This window comes from Neorhizobium sp. PAMB6630 (assembly GCF_058242775.1).
Genome location: NZ_CM177836.1, coordinates 919,396 through 936,519, shown reverse-complemented (window position 1 = coordinate 936,519; position 17,124 = coordinate 919,396). Strand labels below are relative to the sequence as shown.

At 60.6% G+C, this 17,124-nt stretch carries 18 protein-coding genes; 11 read left to right on the top strand and 7 right to left on the bottom strand.

The features are described 5' to 3' along the window. Positions 1–82: 82 nt before the first annotated feature. A complete protein-coding gene (locus tag AC4CWF_RS04350) occupies positions 83–1,615 on the bottom strand; it encodes a sigma-54-dependent transcriptional regulator (RefSeq protein WP_491283917.1) in 1,533 nt (510 codons plus the stop codon). A 239-nt stretch (positions 1,616–1,854) separates the two neighbouring features. Here AC4CWF_RS04350 and AC4CWF_RS04345 point away from each other — a divergent pair, with 239 nt between their 5' ends. From AC4CWF_RS04345 to AC4CWF_RS04335, 3 genes are all read left to right on the top strand, one after another. Next, complete coding sequence (locus AC4CWF_RS04345; RefSeq protein ID WP_491285204.1) at positions 1,855–3,675, top strand: M3 family oligoendopeptidase; 1,821 nt, start codon at positions 1,855–1,857, stop codon at positions 3,673–3,675. 131 nt (positions 3,676–3,806) lie between these two features. Beyond that, positions 3,807–4,982 (top strand): aminodeoxychorismate synthase component I, encoded by a 1,176-nt coding sequence (locus AC4CWF_RS04340; protein ID WP_491283916.1) that lies wholly within the window; start codon positions 3,807–3,809, stop codon positions 4,980–4,982. Then, the gene (locus tag AC4CWF_RS04335; RefSeq protein ID WP_491283915.1) at positions 4,931–5,593 is read left to right on the top strand and encodes an aminotransferase class IV family protein; all 663 of its coding nucleotides are present in this window, start codon (positions 4,931–4,933) and stop codon (positions 5,591–5,593) included. The genes AC4CWF_RS04340 and AC4CWF_RS04335 overlap by 52 nt, the downstream gene beginning before the upstream one ends. Before the next feature lie 15 nt (positions 5,594–5,608). Here the strand turns inward: AC4CWF_RS04335 and AC4CWF_RS04330 are convergent, their stop codons facing one another. Together AC4CWF_RS04330 and AC4CWF_RS04325 are read right to left on the bottom strand one after the other, a co-directional pair. Beyond that, positions 5,609–5,899, bottom strand: coding sequence for a type II toxin-antitoxin system RelE/ParE family toxin (locus AC4CWF_RS04330; protein ID WP_491283914.1), 291 nt, complete (start codon positions 5,897–5,899; stop codon positions 5,609–5,611). 2 nt (positions 5,900–5,901) lie between these two features. Beyond that, complete coding sequence (locus tag AC4CWF_RS04325) at positions 5,902–6,153, bottom strand: hypothetical protein (RefSeq protein WP_491283913.1); 252 nt, start codon at positions 6,151–6,153, stop codon at positions 5,902–5,904. 75 nt (positions 6,154–6,228) lie between these two features. Here AC4CWF_RS04325 and AC4CWF_RS04320 point away from each other — a divergent pair, with 75 nt between their 5' ends. From AC4CWF_RS04320 to AC4CWF_RS04290, 7 genes are all read left to right on the top strand, one after another. Then, positions 6,229–7,143: a heme-dependent oxidative N-demethylase family protein gene (locus tag AC4CWF_RS04320; RefSeq protein ID WP_491283912.1), complete on the top strand. Its 915-nt coding sequence runs from the start codon at positions 6,229–6,231 to the stop codon at positions 7,141–7,143. 130 nt (positions 7,144–7,273) lie between these two features. Continuing rightward, positions 7,274–8,725, top strand: coding sequence for a homospermidine synthase (locus AC4CWF_RS04315; RefSeq protein WP_491283911.1), 1,452 nt, complete (start codon positions 7,274–7,276; stop codon positions 8,723–8,725). 146 nt (positions 8,726–8,871) lie between these two features. Continuing rightward, positions 8,872–9,237, top strand: coding sequence for an outer membrane lipoprotein Omp10 (gene omp10 / locus AC4CWF_RS04310; protein WP_491283910.1), 366 nt, complete (start codon positions 8,872–8,874; stop codon positions 9,235–9,237). Positions 9,238–9,456: 219 nt separating this feature from the next. Next, positions 9,457–11,406: a 5'-nucleotidase C-terminal domain-containing protein gene (locus AC4CWF_RS04305; protein WP_491283908.1), complete on the top strand. Its 1,950-nt coding sequence runs from the start codon at positions 9,457–9,459 to the stop codon at positions 11,404–11,406. Positions 11,407–11,554: 148 nt separating this feature from the next. Then, complete coding sequence (gene hemH / locus AC4CWF_RS04300; protein WP_210105667.1) at positions 11,555–12,589, top strand: ferrochelatase; 1,035 nt, start codon at positions 11,555–11,557, stop codon at positions 12,587–12,589. Positions 12,590–12,690: 101 nt separating this feature from the next. After that, positions 12,691–12,945: a type II toxin-antitoxin system Phd/YefM family antitoxin gene (locus AC4CWF_RS04295; protein ID WP_491283907.1), complete on the top strand. Its 255-nt coding sequence runs from the start codon at positions 12,691–12,693 to the stop codon at positions 12,943–12,945. Continuing rightward, positions 12,942–13,217 carry a Txe/YoeB family addiction module toxin gene (locus tag AC4CWF_RS04290; protein WP_491283906.1) on the top strand — a complete coding sequence of 92 codons (276 nt, stop codon included), beginning with the start codon at positions 12,942–12,944 and terminating at the stop codon, positions 13,215–13,217. The genes AC4CWF_RS04295 and AC4CWF_RS04290 overlap by 4 nt, the downstream gene beginning before the upstream one ends. A 35-nt stretch (positions 13,218–13,252) precedes the next feature. On the opposite strand, the gene AC4CWF_RS04285 is transcribed toward AC4CWF_RS04290, so the two are convergent. The 4 genes from AC4CWF_RS04285 to queC form a co-directional block, all read right to left on the bottom strand. Continuing rightward, complete coding sequence (locus AC4CWF_RS04285) at positions 13,253–14,026, bottom strand: GNAT family N-acetyltransferase (RefSeq protein ID WP_491283904.1); 774 nt, start codon at positions 14,024–14,026, stop codon at positions 13,253–13,255. 76 nt (positions 14,027–14,102) lie between these two features. Next, positions 14,103–14,858: a 7-carboxy-7-deazaguanine synthase QueE gene (gene queE / locus AC4CWF_RS04280; protein WP_491285201.1), complete on the bottom strand. Its 756-nt coding sequence runs from the start codon at positions 14,856–14,858 to the stop codon at positions 14,103–14,105. Then, positions 14,837–15,193, bottom strand: coding sequence for a 6-carboxytetrahydropterin synthase QueD (gene queD, locus AC4CWF_RS04275; protein WP_491283903.1), 357 nt, complete (start codon positions 15,191–15,193; stop codon positions 14,837–14,839). Before queD ends, queE begins: the two co-directional genes overlap by 22 nt. Before the next feature lie 5 nt (positions 15,194–15,198). Further along, positions 15,199–15,906 carry a 7-cyano-7-deazaguanine synthase QueC gene (queC, locus tag AC4CWF_RS04270; RefSeq protein ID WP_491283902.1) on the bottom strand — a complete coding sequence of 236 codons (708 nt, stop codon included), beginning with the start codon at positions 15,904–15,906 and terminating at the stop codon, positions 15,199–15,201. A 174-nt stretch (positions 15,907–16,080) separates the two neighbouring features. On the opposite strand from queC, the gene AC4CWF_RS04265 reads away from it, so the two are divergent. Further along, on the top strand, positions 16,081–17,121 hold the full coding sequence (locus AC4CWF_RS04265; protein WP_491283901.1) for an SPFH domain-containing protein: 1,041 nt from the start codon (positions 16,081–16,083) through the stop codon (positions 17,119–17,121). Positions 17,122–17,124: the final 3 nt, after the last annotated feature.

The following is a 17,124-nucleotide window of genomic DNA, read 5'->3' as shown; positions in this document are numbered from 1 at the left end:
TCTGCCCCAGGGGACCAAGCGAACGCGGCATGCCGCGTCCGGTCTGTTTGTCATGGATCGTCCGGTTGAGGCGACGTGGGGTTTACGCAGCCTCCTTCAAAGGGTCGTCAGGGTCTATCCCGTAATCCTTGAGCTTGCGGTAGAGCGTCGAGCGGCCGATGCCGAGCTTGCGCGCCACCTGGCTCATCTGCCCGCGATAGAATTTCAGCGCAAAGCGGATCAACTCCTCTTCCACATCGGCAAGCTTTCGCACTTCGCCGGCGTCATCGGTGCTCACGATGATGTTCTCGGGTCCCCCGAACATCTGCGTCAGCGCCGATTCGGCGCGGGCAAGGCGCAAGGCCTCCGACATGGCCGCTTCGGCCGGGTCGTTGTCGATTGTGATATCGTTCGCAATCGCCGTTGCGCGCAGTTCCGGGCTCTGGAAATCCGGAATCTGGGCAGCAATCTGCGGAAAATCCTTTTCCGTCAGTTCCGGCCCTTCGGCCAGCACCACGGCGCGGAAGATGGCGTTTTCCAGCTGGCGGATATTGCCCGGCCAGTCATAGGCGGTCAAAAGCGCCATGGCGCCTGCGCCCACCTGCAGCACGTGCTCCAGCTTCTGTTCGCTTGAAAAGCGCTGGGTAAACACCCGCGCCAGATGCGGAATGTCTTCCTTGCGACGACGCAGCGCCGGAATGGTGATCGGGAAGACGTTCAGGCGATAATAGAGATCCTCGCGGAAGCGTCCGGCGCGAACCTCTTCGATCAGATCCCGGTTGGTCGCTGAAATCAGCCGCACATCCACCTTCTGCACCTTGGCGGCACCGACGGTTTCAATCTCGCCCTGCTGCACCGCGCGCAGAAGTTTCACCTGCACATCGAGCGGCAGATCACCGATTTCATCCAGGAACAAGGTGCCGCCATCGGCTTCCATGAACTTGCCGGTGTGGCGTTCGGTCGCGCCGGTGAAGGCGCCCTTCTCATGCCCGAACAGGATGCTTTCGACGAGATTGGAGGGAATGGCGCCGCAATTGACCGTGATAAACGGTTTTGAGGCCCGCTCGCCGCTGGCCTGGATGGCCCGTGCGATCATTTCCTTGCCAACGCCCGATTCGCCCTCAAGCACGACCGGAATGTTGGAATGCGACGCGCGCTGCGCCAGATCGATCACCCGCAGCATGTCCGGGCTTGCCGAGACGATATCGCCAAAACTGACATTGGCGGGCTTTACGCCGCGCACCGCGCGCACCTTTGCCTCGCGGTGATCAAGCTTCAGCGCATTGGAAATGGAAGCGGCGATGCGTTCCGGCGAAACCGGCTTCACCACGAAATCAAAAGCGCCGGCCCGCATGGCCTGCACCACGGTCTCGATACCGCCCTGCCCCGTCTGCACGATCACGGGAATATCGATACCCATTTCGCCGGTGGCCTGAAGGAAACCCAGGCCATCCAACTCCGGCATCATCAGATCCAGCACGATGACGTTGAACTGTGTTGGGTTTCTCTTGAGGAACTCAAGAGCGATGCGGCCGTTCTCGGCAAGATGCGCCGCATGGCCATACCGCTCGACCGCGTTCTTCAAGAGGCGCCGCTGAACCGGATCATCGTCGACAACAAGAATATGGGCCGTCATGCTCGCTCCAAAATCATGTCCTTGTCCCACAGCGGGACCCTGTATGCAAGGTTGTGTCACGCGGGCTTAAACATCCCGTTTTGAGAAATGCTTGCATTTTACCTGCCGGCCGTGAAAACAACCGGATGAATGACAGACGAGAGAGAACAGGGAGCTAGAACGTGACATCCCCCACCTTCACCCACCATGCAAACCTCCTCCGACACGCGCGTTTCGCAGCAGCAGACGCTGTTTCCTCGATCACGGCCGATGCCGCCCTAGGTAACTTGCCCACCTGGCGGCTGGAAGATCTCTATCCGTCCCGCGATAGCGCAGTATTTGTTAACGATGTTTCGCGTGCGGATGCAATGGCCCTTGCATTCGAAATAAAGTGGAAAGGCAAACTTGCCGATGCTGCGGCCAAGACTGGCACCGAGGGACTGGGGGCCGCAATCGCCGAATATGAAGCGATTGACGACCTTGTGGGCAAGATCGGCTCCTTTGCCGGCCTCACCTATTTTTCCGATACGTCCAATCCCGCCAACGGCAAATTCTACGGCGACATCCAGTCGAAACTGACGGATCTCTCCGCGCATCTCCTGTTCTTCGTGCTGGAACTGAACCGAATCGCGGATGATGTTGTCGAGACCTGCCTTGGTCGTGACCCGCAAGCCACCCATTACGCACCGTGGCTGCTCGACCTTCGCAAGGACAAGCCATTCCAGCTGGATGACCGGCTGGAACAGCTGTTTCTCGAAAAATCCATGACGAGTGCGGCCGCCTTCAACCGCCTCTTCGACGAGACGATGGCGGAACTGCGCTTCGAGATCGACGGCGAGATGCTGCCGCTGGAGCGCACGCTGAACCTCCTGCAGGAACCGGACCCGGAAAGCCGCGCCAGGGCAGCGAGCGCCCTTTCTAAAACATTCGGGGAAAACCTGCGCGTCTTCACCCTCATCACCAATACGCTCGCCAAGGACAAGGAAATTGCCGACCGCTGGCGCGGCTTTGAGGACATCGCTGATTCGCGCCATCTGTCGAACCGGGTTGAGCGCGAGGTGGTCGATGCGCTGGCCGCTGCCGTGAAGGACGCCTATCCGCGCCTGTCGCATCGTTATTATGCGATGAAGGCCAAATGGCTGGGCATGGAGCAGATGAATTTCTGGGATCGCAACGCCCCGCTGCCGGAAACGCCGAAGGCGCTGATCCCCTGGAGCGATGCGCAGGAGATGGTGCTGTCCGCCTATGGCCAGTTCTCGCCCGACATGGCAGGCATTGCCCGCCGCTTCTTCGATGAACAGTGGATCGATGCGCCGGCCCGCCCCGGCAAGGCACCGGGCGCCTTTGCCCATCCCGTCGTGCCCTCCGCGCACCCTTACGTGCTGGTCAATTATCTCGGCAAACCGCGCGATGTGATGACGCTTGCCCACGAACTTGGCCATGGCGTGCATCAGGTTCTGGCCGGTGGACAGGGCGCGCTGATGTGCCAGACGCCGCTGACGCTTGCGGAAACCGCTTCCGTGTTCGGCGAAATGCTGACATTTCGCGCGCTCCTGGAAAAGACCACCGATCCGCGCGAACGCAAGGCAATGCTTGCCCAGAAGGTGGAGGACATGATCAACACGGTCGTGCGCCAGATCGCCTTTTACGATTTCGAGCGCAAGCTGCACACGGCCCGCAAGGAGGGTGAACTCACCTCCGAGCAGATCGGCGAACTCTGGCTTTCCGTGCAGGAAGAAAGTCTTGGCCCGGCCATCCGCATTTCCGAGGGTTATGAGACCTGGTGGACCTATATCCCCCACTTCATCCACTCGCCCTTCTACGTTTATGCCTATGCCTTTGGCGATTGCCTGGTGAACTCGCTTTATGCCGTCTACCAGAACGCCGAGGATGGTTTTCAGCAAAAGTATTTCGATCTCCTGAAGGCCGGCGGCACCAAACACCATTCCGAACTTCTCGCCCCGTTCGGGCTCGATGCCACGGACCCGACCTTCTGGTCGAAGGGCCTGTCGATGATCGAGGGCCTGATCGACGAACTGGAGGCGCTGGACCGGCAGTTACAGGCAGACCAACAGGCCTGACGGGCAAAAACCATGCGCCCCTGCCCTTGCAACGGGCGCATGGTGCCCCCCCCCTGTTTTCTCCTGTGCCGCTGCGATAACAAGGCGAAAGCCGCAACCAGCCGGGACCGAGATCCCGCCCCATCAGGACAATGCAGACCAAAACCCCCTTTGCCCTTTTCCGCGACGACCGCGCAGGAAAAAGCCTGGTCTTTGACCGGCCGCTGGAGATCGTCACGGCCCGCACGGCCGAGGAGATCCGGCCTGCACTGGCGCGTCTGGAAGCGGCACGACAGGACGGGCGGTGGCTTGCCGGCTATCTCTCCTATGAAGCCGGCCATGTGTTCGAGGAAAAGCTTGCGCCGCTGATCGTGGCGAACCGGGACACCCCGCTGATTTGCATGGGCATCTTTGAGGCGCCGGCCGGCGAGGCCCATCCGCTGTCGCGCCCGCCTGAAAACATCGTCTCCGACGACGAGGCCGAGGCGCCGTTCATCAGCGACCCGCGCGCCGCATGGGACCTTGCAACCTATCGCGCGCGGTTCGATGCGTTGCACGCCCATATCCGCCGGGGCGATTGTTACCAGGCAAACCTCACCATGCCGATCACCGCCCGCTGGAGCGGCGATCCCGTCGCCGCCTTCTGGTCGCTCGTGGCGCGCCAGCCGGTGCGTTATGGCGCCCTCATCGATCTCGGCGGCCCAAAGATCCTGTCGCGCTCGCCGGAACTGTTCTTCAAGGTGGATGAGGACGGTTTTATCGAAACGCATCCGATGAAGGGCACGGCCCCGCGGGGAAAGACGCCCGAGGAGGATAAGGCGATCATTGCCGCCATGCTTTCAGACGAAAAGACGCAAGCCGAAAACCGCATGATCGTTGATCTCCTGCGCAACGACGTCTCGGCGATTTCTGAGGTGGGCACGCTCACCGTGCCAAAGCTGTTCGACATCGAAACCTATCCGACGGTCCACCAGATGGTGAGCCATGTCAGGGCAAAACTCCTTGATGGCATCGGCCTGCCGGATATTCTTGCCGCCCTCTTTCCCTGCGGCTCGATTACCGGTGCGCCAAAGATGTGGGCGATGCAGATTCTGGCCGGACTGGAAGATGGCCCGCGCGACATTTATTGCGGGGCAATCGGCTGGTGCGATCCGAAGGGTCCGATGCGTTTTTCGGTGGCCATCCGCACACTGACCCTTTTCAACACCGGAAATGCCGTCTTCAATGTCGGCGGCGGCATTGTCTACGATTCGAAGGCCGAGACGGAATATGAAGAATGTCTGCTAAAAGCGCGCTTCGCAGTAAGCCATCAGCCGATTTCTCGCTGATCGAGACCCTGCGCTGGGAACCGGATGCGGGTTTCCTTCGGCTCGACCAGCACCTGCGCCGGCTTGCCCGCTCGGCCGATGCGCTGGGATTTCGCCAGCCACAGGATGCATCGGAACTGCTTGCAGACGCCGTCAGCGGCGACACCCCTTTGCGCGTTCGCCTCACCATGACCTATCGCGGCAAGATCGAGATCACGGCGACACCCTTTGTCGCGGAACCGCCGGAAAAAATCTGGCGCGTGCGCATCGCCCGCCAGCGGCTGTCCTCCGACGATACGCTCTACCGCCACAAGACGACGCGGCGCGAGCCTTACGAGGCGGCACGCGCGGAATTTTCAAAGGATGAGGCCGACGAGGTGCTGTTGCTCAACGAGCGCGGCGAGCTTTGCGAGGGCACCATCACCAATCTGTTTGTCGAGGCAGACGACGGACAGTTGCTGACACCCCCGCTCAACAGTGGCCTCTTGCCCGGCATTCTGCGCGCCGACCTCATCCGCGAACGCAAGGCCCGTTCCGAAACGCTGCGGCCAGACGATCTGCTGGGGCGCCGGATCTTTGTCGGCAATTCGCTGCGGGGACTGATGGCTGCGGAACTGGTGGCGGAAAGCTGAAGACAAAGACAGCACTCAGGTGAGCGCGGTTCTTGGCTTTCTGCGTCTTGCGTCAAAAACCTCTAGTATTTCGGTTGCTTCGGGGGTGATCCTGTAAATCAGGACATAGACCGAACCGCCAACGACAAGTCGTCTGTATCCAGGCCTCGCAAGAGCTGTGCCCAGATGAGGATTTGCCGCCAGCAGTTCCGCCGTCTCGACCATCTCGGCTGCGAAACGCCGGGCGGCCGGCGGATGGTGAACATCAATATAGTTTCGGATCGAGACCAGATCCTGAACTGCAAGCCTAGCCCAGAGGACGGGCATGGTCAGGATGGGTTTCGGATGTCAGCCACCGGTGCATCGGTTTCATCGGCTGTGCCCCAAGTCTTCAGCCAACCAAGAACGGTTGCGTTGGAGACGAAAAGTTCCGGCTCCTGAATAGCTGCGTCTCGCGCATCGAGATAATCGCTCAGCGCCTCAGTCGCGATATCCGACATCGGGCGTTGCGTCCGGCGCGAGAGGGCATCGAGGCGACGGAGAACATCGGCAGGGATCTCCACATCAGCGGCTTGTTTCATTGATCAGCATCCCGTTTGCTTGACGACAAGATTAGCAATACCGATGCTGGGCAGCAAATGAAGATTGAGTGTTTCATGTCCTCTCTGCCCTATACCCCCTATGACGGTACGTCCCAGCCCTTTACCATCGGGCTTTCGCAGCTTGCGGCGGAGAACTGGATCGAGCCGGATGAGCGGCTTGGCGCCGCTCTCCGGGAAAAAGCGCGTCTGCTGGGTGAACACCGCGAGGCGATCTTTCGTGCCGAGGCGGGGACGCAAGAGGCGCAACAGGAATTGCTGGCGCTGCTCTCAGATTATCTGTCGGCGCGCTATCCCGAGCTTTATCGCCTTGCCGGTGACCGGATGGAGATTGCCGGTGCGCCGGATGTGGACGTTGCCGATGAGGCGATGCCCGCTCTCATCCGCGCAGGCCTGCTGGTGGCCGATGATCTCGTTCTGATGCGGCGCGGCGAAAACGGCTGGCGTATTGCCGCCGCCTTCGTTGCCTTTCCCTCCTCCTGGTCGCTTCAGGAAAAATTCGGGCGGGTGATGGATGAGGTCCATGCCGAGGTGCCGGATTTTGAAGGCGGCAGTCGCAATGCCGAGCTGATCAACCGCATGTTCGACAAGCTGCCCGGCGACCGGCTGGTCAGCCGGATGAACTGGTCGGTGAATGCCACCAACGACCTGTTTTTACCGAAATCCAAGAGCCAGCGGGTTATGGCCGATGTGGCCCCCGGAGCGCATTTTTTGCGCGTCGAGCGTCAGACGCTCCGCAAGCTGGAAGGCTCGGGCGATATCGTCTTTACCATCCGCATCTATCTCGATCCGCTGGCGCAGTTGGCCCGTGAACCGGATGCGGCCCGGCTCATGACATCGCTTGCGGCACAACTTGCGGCAATGACCCCGGAACAGGCTGCCTACAAGGGGCTGTCGCACAAACGCCCGGCGATGATCGCGCTTTTGCAGAAAGCCGCGGAAACCGGTGATTATTCGCCGCTTCTGCCATAGGCTTGTTGTGTTCGCCCTCTTTATTGTGAAGGCGTTTTATGATCTAGACCGCCGCCAATCAGCGCATGCGAAACTTGCGTAGGAAACACGGTCCTCAGCGGCACCAAGCCGCGGGCCGAAGGAGCAACAGATGACTGAAACTACCCATCCGGTTTATGCCGAAATCACCGGGCCCATCGTCATGATCGGCTTCGGCTCCATCGGCCGCGGCACCTTGCCGCTCATCGAGCGTCACTTCAAGTTCGACAAGAGCCGGATGGTCGTCATCGACCCGCGCGAGGAACCGTCCGATATGGCGATCCTTGAAAAGCACGGCGTGCGCCACATCAAGGCCCACGTGACCAAGGAAAACTACAAGGAGCTGCTGAAGCCGCTCCTGACGGAAGGCGAAGGCCAGGGCTTTTGCGTCAACCTGTCGGTCGATACCGGCTCGCTCGACCTGATGAAGCTGTGCCGCAAGCTGGACGTGCTTTACATCGATACCGTCGTTGAGCCCTGGCTCGGTTTCTACTTCGACAAGAACATGAAGAATTCCGAGCGCACCAATTATGCGTTGCGCGAAACCGTGCGCACCGAAAAGCGCAAGAACCCGGGCGGCACGACCGCCGTTTCCACCTGCGGCGCAAACCCGGGCATGGTCTCGTGGTTCGTCAAGCAGGCGCTGGTCAACCTTGCCAACGATACCGGCCTGAAGTTCGACGAGCCGGACCAGAACGACCGCGAAGGCTGGGCCAAGCTGATGAAGAAGCTCGGCGTCAAGGGCATCCACATTGCCGAGCGCGACACGCAGCTGACCAAACATCCGAAGCCGCTGAACGTGTTCTGGAACACCTGGTCGGTCGAAGGCTTCATCTCGGAAGGCCTGCAGCCCGCCGAACTCGGCTGGGGCACCCATGAAAACTGGATGCCGAAGAACGCCAAGAAGCACAAGAAGGGCTGCAAGGCCGCCATTTATCTGGAACAGCCCGGCGCCAACACGCGCGTGCGCACCTGGTGCCCGACGCCCGGCCCGCAATACGGTTTCCTCGTCACCCACAACGAATCCATCTCGATTGCCGATTATTTCACCGTCGAGAAGGACGGCGAAGTCGTTTATCGCCCGACCTGCCATTATGCCTATCACCCGGCCAATGACGCGGTGCTTTCGCTGCACGAAATGTTCGGCAATGGTGGTCACCAGCAGCCGGTCCTGCACGTTCTCGACGAGGACGAGCTGGAAGAGGGCATCGATGAACTCGGCGTGCTGCTCTACGGCCACGAGAAGAACGCCTACTGGTTCGGTTCGCGCCTGTCGCTGGAAGAAACGCGCCGCATCGCCCCTTACCAGAACGCAACCGGCCTGCAGGTAACGTCTGCGGTTCTCGCCGGCATGGTCTGGGCGCTGGAAAACCCGAACGCCGGCATCGTTGAAGCCGACGAAGTCGATTACAAGCGTTGCCTTGAAGTGCAGTCGCCTTATCTCGGCCCGGTTGAAGGCCACTATACCGACTGGACCCCGCTTGACGGTCGCCCGGGTCTCTTCCCGGAAGATCTCGACGAGAAGGATGCCTGGCAGTTCAAGAACATCCTGGTTCGCACCTGATCCTTGAACCCTCCCGGCAGTCTGCCGGGGAAAACAGGTCAAAACCTTGCAAGGCGGACTGTGCAACCGCCCGCCTTGCATTAGATTAAGGGTTCGCAGCATCGTGGCCGACCGCACGATGCATCCGAATCGCGGGAGACCACGTTATGAAGATCAAACAGAGCCTCGTGCTCGTGTCCGCCGCCCTGATGCTGAGCGCCTGCGTATCGCAGCCGACGCAACGTGCGCTTCCCCCTGTTGCACAGCCGCAGGGCGTAGACGGCAGCTGGATCGATCCGAACGGCATCGTATCCACCTTCCAGGGCGGCACATTCAGCACACGCTCGACGGACAACAATGCGCTTCTGGCCAGCGGCACCTACACCAATGTGTCGCCGACGCTGGTGGAGATCAACATGACCTCCATCGTGCGCCAGACCCAGTCGCGTGTGAACTGCGCGCTGGTTTCGCCAAGCCAGCTCAACTGCACCGCCGATACCGGCTCGCAGTTCTCGCTGACGCGTCGCGGCTGAGACCACCGTTATCCACAGCCGTCTCATTTCGCAAAACCCCGCTTCGGCGGGGTTTCGTGTTTTGATTGTACGCCAAGCCTCCTGCACCATTGTCATATTTCGCTTGAAGTCGCTTTCCCTTGATGGAAACATGAAAAGCGAAACGGGTGTCACAAACCAAAACTACAATCAGGCGGAACAGCGCGTCGACACCGCGCCTTGCAACAGGAGCAGACCAGGATGATCAGACGTATAGGTTTCAGTGTAATCGCAGCGACGGTGCTCGCTCTGTCCTCCGGGGTGGCCTTTGCCGATTACCAGCTCGATATCCTGCACATCAACGATCTGCACTCGCGCATCGAGGCGATCAACAAGTCCGACGCCACCTGCTCGCAGAAGGAAGCCGACGCCAAGGAATGTTTTGGCGGCATCGCGCGCGTCAAAAGCGCCATCGATGGTTTCCGCAAGGACAATTCCGGCGCCAACATCATCGTTCTCGATGCCGGTGACCAGTTCCAGGGCTCGCTCTATTACTCCACCTTCAAGAGCGCCCCTGTTGCCGATTTCATGAACGGCATCGGCTTTGATGCGATGGCAATCGGCAACCACGAATTCGACGACGGCCCGGAAGAGCTTAACAAATTTATCGGCGCGCTGAAATTCCCGATCATCTCCGGCAATACCATCGCCAAGAAGGGCTCGCTGCTCGACGGCAAATACAAGGGTTATGTGGTGAAGGACATCGGCGGCCAGAAGGTCGCCGTCGTCTCGGTTCTCGCGACCGATAGCGGCGAAACCTCCTCGCCCGGCCCGGACATTTCGTTTGAGGACGAGATCACCTACCTGAAGAGCGCCGTTGCCGACCTGCAGGGCCAGGGTGTCAACAAGATCATTGCGCTCACCCATGTCGGCTACAACAAGGACAAGGAAATTGCCGCTGCCGTGGATGGCATCGACGTGGTGGTTGGCGGCCACAGCCATACTTATCTGTCCTCCACCGACCCGAAATCCTCCGGCCCCTATCCGACGCTCGTCAAGAACCCGTCTGGCGCCGAAATCCCTGTCGTGACGGCTTATGCCTATTCCAAATATCTCGGCGAACTGAAAGTCACCTTCGACGACAATGGCGTGGTGAAATCCGCAACCGGCGCGCCGAAGCTGCTCGACGCTTCCGTCACCCCGGATGAAGCCTATACCGCCAAGGTCAAGGAGCTTGGCGCACCGCTGGAAGAGCTGAAGAAGAAGGTTGTCGGCACGTCCGAAGGCCTGATCGATGGCGACCGCAAATCCTGCCGCGCCGTCGAGTGCTCGATGGGCAATCTTGTGGCCGATGCGTCGCTTGCCAAGGTCAAGGAACAGGGCATCACGATTGCCATCGTCAACGGCGGCGGTCTTCGCGCCTCCATCGACCAGGGCGATGTGACGATGGGCGAAGTACTGACGGTTCTGCCGTTCCAGAACACCATTGCCACCTTCCAGATCAAGGGTGCAGACCTCGTGGCCGCCCTTGAGAACGGCACGAGCCAGATGGAAGATGGCGCCGGACGTTTTGCGCAGGTCGGCGGCATGAAATATTCGTTTGACCGTTCCAAGCCGGTCGGCAGCCGCGTCAGCGCGGTGATGGTCAAGGAAGGCGATGCCTTTGTCGCCATCGATCCGGCCAAGACCTACGGTGTCGTTACCAACAATTATGTGCGCGGCGGCGGCGACGGCTTCAAGATGTTCGCAACCAATGCGGTCAACCCTTACGACTTCGGACCGAACCTCGAGCAGGCCGTGGCTGACTACATTGCCGCCAACTCGCCCTACAAGCCTTATACGGACGGCCGCATCACCGACCTGACGCCAGCCGGTTATGTCGCGCCTCCCAAGGCACCTGCTGCTGCCCCCGCTCCGGCAACGGCTGCTGCAACGCCTGCTCCAGCCGCACCTGCCGCTCCGGCTGCCCCTGTTGCTGCCCCCGCAGCGGCTCCGGCCCCTGCTCCGGCTGCTGCCGCTCCGGCTGCACCGGCACCGGCTGCCGCTTCGGCACCGAAGACATACACGGTCGTCAAGGGCGATTCGCTCTGGAAGATCGCTGAAAGCACCTATGGCGATGGCGAGGCATGGACGAAGATTGCCAAGGCCAACACGCTGCGCAACCCCAACATCATCGCCATCGGCGCTGAACTGGAACTGCCGGCGAAGTAACCGCAGGTCTTTAAGGACCAATTGCCACGCGCAAGAAACCGGTCCGGGGCTTCCCCGGGCCGTTTTTTATTTCTAGATAGAACCGATTGCATCTGATCTGCGTAACCATCGGTGCATCCACACGACATGTCCGGGAAAACTTTCGATGATGAACGCCGCTGAAAATCACCTTCCGTCCGATCACCCTCCGGTTCGCTTCGGCAAGGTTGGCGTTCTCCTGGTCAATCTCGGCACGCCCGATGGCACCGATTACAAGTCGATGCGGCGTTATCTCGCGGAATTCCTGACCGACCGGCGCGTCATCGAATGGTCGCGGCTGCTGTGGTATCCGATCCTCTACGGTATCGTTTTGAACAAGCGCCCGCAAAAGGTGGGCGAGGCCTACAAGAGCATCTGGAACAACGATCTCGATGAGAGCTACCTGCGCACCTACACGCGCAGTCAGGCCGAAAAACTCGCTGAATCGCTGAAAGATCTGCCGCATGTGCATGTCGATTGGGCCATGCGCTACGGACAGCCCGCCATCCAGGCGAAGATGGACGAGATGCAGAAGGCCGGATGCGAAAAGATCCTGCTTTATCCGCTCTATCCGCAATATGCCGCCGCCACGACCGCAACCGTCAATGACGAGGCCTTCAAGGCGCTCCTCAAAATGCGCTGGCAGCCGGCGCTGCGCACCGTGCCGCGTTACCATGACGATGCCGTTTATGTCGACGCGCTCGCCAATTCCATCGAGCAGCATCTGGCCAAGCTCGACTGGGAACCGGAACTGGTGATCACCTCCTATCACGGCATTCCGATGTCCTATTTCAAGAAGGGCGATCCCTATCACTGCCAGTGCTACAAGACGACGCGCCTGCTGCGCGACCGTCTTGGCTGGCCGAAGGAAAAGCTGATGCTGACCTTCCAGTCGCGCTTCGGGCCGGAAGAATGGCTGCAGCCCTATACCGACAAGACCGTGGAACAGCTCGCCAAGGACGGCGTCAAGCGTATTGCCGTGCTGAACCCTGGCTTCGTCTCCGATTGCCTGGAAACGCTGGAAGAAATCGCCGAGGAAGCCGGCGAGATCTTTCTGCACAATGGCGGCGAGAAATTCACCCACATTCCGTGTCTCAACGACAGCCCCGATGGCATGCGGGTCATCGAGCATGTCGTGCGCAACGAGCTTAAGGGCTGGGTGTAAGGACCGGCCGGCGGGCACGGTGGACTGGGCAGGGGCTCCTTGACTTTTAAGGCCCGGATCCGTACAGAATTGCGTACAGATCCCCCACCAAGGGAGCCACCATGCCTCATGTCCGCTTTACAGAATTCCGCCAGAACTTTGCCTCGCATTTCGATGCCGTGCTGGAATCGCGTGCGCCGCTTCTGGTGACGCGGCAAGGCAAGGAGGCGGTGGTCGTGGTGGCGGAAGGCGAGTTTGAAAGCATGCTGGAAACGCTGCATCTTCTCTCCAACCCCGCCAATGCCGACAGGCTGCGCGAGAGCCTGACGCAGCTTGCGCAGGGTAAGACCATCGAGCAGGACCCGACGGCTGAATGAAGCTCGTCTGGACGCAAAACGCCTGGGACGACTACGAATTCTGGCTGGCGACCGACCGCGACATGGTGATCAAGATCCACGCCCTGATCAAGGATGCCAAGCGTTCACCCTTTTCGGGGCTTGGAAAACCTGAACCGCTGAAAGGGGATCTCACCGGTTTCTGGTCACGCCGCATCACCGGCGACCACAGGCTCGTCTACGAAGTCGCCGGTTCGGGAAGCGAACAGCGCCTGCAGATCATCCAATGCCGCTACCACTATCGCAGCCGGTAACGACACCGGCGGCGGCCCGCAGGCGGGCGGCATCATTATTCCGTGAGGAAATGCGTCAGCTGCATGAATTCGGCAAGGCCGAGCGCACGGGCAAGCTGCAGCGACGGTTCATTGCTCTCCTCCGCCACGTAACGGCCCTGCAGGCCGCGCCTTGTCAGTTCTGAACATGCCGCACGCACCACCCGCGCCGCAAGGCCCTGGCGGCGGGCGGCGGGATGTGTCGCAAGGCCGCCAATCTCCCAGATGCCGGGACTGTTTTCGAAGGCAAAGCAGGCAGAGGCCGTGGCACCGCTCAAGTCTGCCTCCACCACGAAGGCAAGGTTTTTGCGGATCAGCCCCAGCAACCAGTCTCGCTCATAACCGCGCTCCTCGAACAGGCGCCAGCCGGATTCGCTTGGGGATTTGCGCACCAGATCTGGCTCTCCGGCCCATGCCGGCTGATCTGCAAGGCAGAAGGAATGGAAGGCCGTGGTGCGCTGCAGGCAAAAATGTTCGGCAACCACCGCATGATCCGCCGGCTGCGACAGCTTGAAGACCAGGGGTGCCCCCCGCGGCACGTGGTCGAGCAGCCGTTCGGTGAGGCGCGGATGGTCGCTTGCGATGAAACAGACATGGTGCGCCGTCGGATAGGTTTCGTGGTCGTAAGCACTCACTGCCGCCCGCAACACCACAAGCACCGCTTCGCCTTCGTTCCCGCCGGCATGAAAGCTTGTCGTATCCTCGGGATACGCCTGCAGATACTTTAACAGCGAGATCGTCTTCAGCGGCTGGCGGCTGAGATAGGCTTTCGAAATCTCGTCCCCTGTCATCGTTTTCCCCGCCCCGTTGGTATCTGCCCAGGTTCGCGCGGGATGCGGTGATGGTCCAATCAGAGGTTTTTATGGATCACACCCCGCGCCGGTTACCCCACAAAAGCACATGCAGTTGCGGCAAAACGGTTGCTGAAAACCAGCGGTCTTCCATCACCTTGTCCACCAGCCAATGCATGCGCATCATGATGCCGTCGAGATCGATCACCGCATCCTCGGCCTCGGGCGGCGGAGGCGTGTGGTTGCCGGGCTGGAGATAGACCGGCAAATCAGGATGGCGGGCGGCGACATCGCGGGCAAAGGCATAATCGGCATCATCGAAGATGACGAATTTCAATACCGTGCGCGGCTTTTCTCCCGCCTTGTCCAGACAGTCGGCAAGCGCTGCAAAATCCGTTTCCATGCCGCTCGATGGCGGTTTTGGCGAGAGGACCAGCACGTCGAGATCGGCAAACCAGGGTTTCGCGATAGAGCCTTGGGTTTCCAACGCAAAACGATAACCGAGCCCGTGACCATGGGAGATCAGCGGCGCGAGCGGCTGGATGGCCGGATTGCCGCCGGACAGCGACACCATCAGCGGGCGGCCGCCGGAAAGCGTCGATACGTTCTGCCAGATCATCTCCACCGTCATCGGCTGCCAGTCGGCGCGAAAGCGGCTTTCCACCGCATGCAGGCTGTCGCACCAGGAGCAGCGGTAATCGCAGCCGCCGGTGCGAACGAACACGGTCGGCTGGCCGATGAGCACACCCTCGCCCTGGATGGTCGGTCCAAAAATTTCGGCGATCCGGATCAGCGCCGTTTCGGCCACCGTCACGGCCGGTACTCCGCCCAGGTTTTTGGCGTTTCGCTGACCTTCACGGCTGATGTTTCGGGAAAGCGAGCCTTGCACCAGTCGTAAAAATGCCGGGCGAGGTTTTCGGCCGTCGACATCGACGTGCCCATGACGTCGTTGAGGTGGCGGTGGTCGAATTCCTCATCGATATAGGTCTTCAGCACCTTCAACTCATGATAATCGCGCACGAAACCATCGGCATTCAGGGTTTCGCCGGCAAGCTCCACCACCACGATGTAGTTGTGGCCGTGAAGCCGGGCGCACTGGTGGTCGGCCGGCAGGTGGGTCAGCTGATGGGAGGCGGAGAAGTGGAATTCCTTGGTGATGCGAAACATCGACGTTAGACCTCCTCGGCCTTGAAGCCTGATGTCGCGGCCTTCCAGAAATCCGGGTCCGTGTAGTCTGTGGGGTCTTCGACACCGGCGAGGAAAAAGGCTTCGCGCCGCTCGACGCAGGTGCCGCAACGGCCGCAGTGCTTTTCGCCGCCCTTGTAGCAGGACCAGGTTTCGCCAAACGGCGTGCCGTGGCGCGTCCCTTCGGTGACGATATCGGCCTTCGACCCGTTCACGAACGGCGCCATCAGCGTGACGTCGGCATAACCGTCCAGCGCCTCCTTCTGCATCGCCTGAAAGCTGCCGATGAAGCCGGGGCGGCAATCAGGATAGATGAAATGATCGCCGCCATGGACGGCAACCGCCACCGCATCCGCCTTGCGGGCAGCGGCCAGACCAAAGGCGATGGCGAGCATGATGGCGTTGCGGTTGGGCACCACCGTCACCTTCATGGTCTCCTCGGCATAATGACCGTCGGGGACATCGAGATCATCCGTCAGCGCCGAGCCGGAGAGATGGCGGCCGATGCCGGAGATGTCGATGACATCATGGGGAACGCCGAGACGGGTGGCGGCACGCGCGGCAAACTCCAGCTCCTTTTTGTGGCGCTGGCCATAATCGAAGGAGATGAGGCCGATCAGGGTGTGTTCTTTCGCCACCTTGTGGGCAAGCGAAACGGAATCGAGTCCGCCGGAGCAGACGACGAGTGTCTTCATAGGTCAGGGTCCTTGTTTTAACCGGGTAGGCTGCGACCGGATATTTCTGCGCACGGCGGATACAGCAAAAGACGCGCGTGCGCAATTCACTGTCATCCCATGCTTCGCCTCTGGCCTCGGCATGTCGCATGGCCTACATGAGGAACACCTGCTTAAACCTGTTTGGAGGGGCTCATGGAATTTTCCGGCTTCGATATTGTCGTCCTCGCACTCGTCGCCTTTGTGGTTCTGGTGCTGATTGCCGGCATCAAGACCGTGCCGCAGGGCTATCGCTACACGGTGGAGCGTTTTGGGCGTTATACGCGCACGCTCGATCCCGGCCTCAACCTCATCATCCCCTTCATCGATCGCCTCGGCGCCAAGATGAACGTGATGGAACAGGTGCTGGATGTGCCGACGCAGGAAGTGATCACCAAGGACAATGCCAGTGTATCCGCCGATGCCGTGGCCTTCTACCAGATCCTTAACCCCGCGCAGGCCGCCTACCAGATCTCCAACCTCGAAAACGCCATCCAGAACCTCACCATGACCAATATCCGCTCGGTCATGGGCTCGATGGATCTCGATGAACTTCTGTCGAACCGCGAGGTCATCAACGAACGGCTGCTGCGTGTGGTGGATGATGCCGTCGGCCCCTGGGGCATCAAGGTCACCCGCGTCGAAATCAAGGATATCCAGCCGCCGCGCGATCTCGTGGAATCCATGGGGCGGCAGATGAAGGCCGAGCGTGAAAAGCGCGCGCAGGTGCTGGAAGCAGAAGGCTCGCGCAATGCGCAAATCCTGCGCGCGGAAGGTGCAAAGCAGGCCGCCGTGCTGAAGGCCGAAGGCGACCGGGAAGCCGCTTTCCGGGAGGCCGAAGCCCGCGAGCGTCTGGCCGAAGCCGAAGCCAAGGCCACCCGCGTCGTCTCCGAAGCGATAGCTGCCGGCGACGTCAACGCCATCAACTATTTCGTCGCGCAGAAATACACCGAAGCCATGGCCGCCATCGGCACGGCGCCGAACTCCAAGATCGTGCTGATGCCGATGGAGGCTTCCTCGCTGATCGGGTCGCTGGCCGGCATCGGCGCTATTGCCCGCGAGGTGTTTGGCGAGACGCCGAATGCACCGCAGCCGAAGCGTATGCCCGCACAGACTGTACCAGCGCAGCCGCAGCAGGGCTCTGCCCGCACCACGCCTAGCGTGAACCCGTTTAACCAGCCCAGAACCGAGACCTGAGGT

Excerpts from the sequence above, each read along its gene's own strand:
- AC4CWF_RS04350 (WP_491283917.1), bottom strand. The coding sequence starts at position 1,615 with ATGACGGCCCATATTCTTGTTGTCGACGATGATCCGGTTCAGCGGCGC.
- AC4CWF_RS04340 (WP_491283916.1), top strand. The coding sequence starts at position 3,807 with ATGCAGACCAAAACCCCCTTTGCCCTTTTCCGCGACGACCGCGCAGGA.
- AC4CWF_RS04335 (WP_491283915.1), top strand. The coding sequence starts at position 4,931 with ATGTCTGCTAAAAGCGCGCTTCGCAGTAAGCCATCAGCCGATTTCTCG.
- AC4CWF_RS04330 (WP_491283914.1), bottom strand. The coding sequence starts at position 5,899 with ATGCCCGTCCTCTGGGCTAGGCTTGCAGTTCAGGATCTGGTCTCGATC.
- AC4CWF_RS04325 (WP_491283913.1), bottom strand. The coding sequence starts at position 6,153 with ATGAAACAAGCCGCTGATGTGGAGATCCCTGCCGATGTTCTCCGTCGC.
- AC4CWF_RS04320 (WP_491283912.1), top strand. The coding sequence starts at position 6,229 with ATGTCCTCTCTGCCCTATACCCCCTATGACGGTACGTCCCAGCCCTTT.
- AC4CWF_RS04315 (WP_491283911.1), top strand. The coding sequence starts at position 7,274 with ATGACTGAAACTACCCATCCGGTTTATGCCGAAATCACCGGGCCCATC.
- omp10 (WP_491283910.1), top strand. The coding sequence starts at position 8,872 with ATGAAGATCAAACAGAGCCTCGTGCTCGTGTCCGCCGCCCTGATGCTG.
- AC4CWF_RS04305 (WP_491283908.1), top strand. The coding sequence starts at position 9,457 with ATGATCAGACGTATAGGTTTCAGTGTAATCGCAGCGACGGTGCTCGCT.
- hemH (WP_210105667.1), top strand. The coding sequence starts at position 11,555 with ATGAACGCCGCTGAAAATCACCTTCCGTCCGATCACCCTCCGGTTCGC.
- AC4CWF_RS04295 (WP_491283907.1), top strand. The coding sequence starts at position 12,691 with ATGCCTCATGTCCGCTTTACAGAATTCCGCCAGAACTTTGCCTCGCAT.
- AC4CWF_RS04290 (WP_491283906.1), top strand. The coding sequence starts at position 12,942 with ATGAAGCTCGTCTGGACGCAAAACGCCTGGGACGACTACGAATTCTGG.
- AC4CWF_RS04285 (WP_491283904.1), bottom strand. The coding sequence starts at position 14,026 with ATGACAGGGGACGAGATTTCGAAAGCCTATCTCAGCCGCCAGCCGCTG.
- queD (WP_491283903.1), bottom strand. The coding sequence starts at position 15,193 with ATGTTTCGCATCACCAAGGAATTCCACTTCTCCGCCTCCCATCAGCTG.
- queC (WP_491283902.1), bottom strand. The coding sequence starts at position 15,906 with ATGAAGACACTCGTCGTCTGCTCCGGCGGACTCGATTCCGTTTCGCTT.
- AC4CWF_RS04265 (WP_491283901.1), top strand. The coding sequence starts at position 16,081 with ATGGAATTTTCCGGCTTCGATATTGTCGTCCTCGCACTCGTCGCCTTT.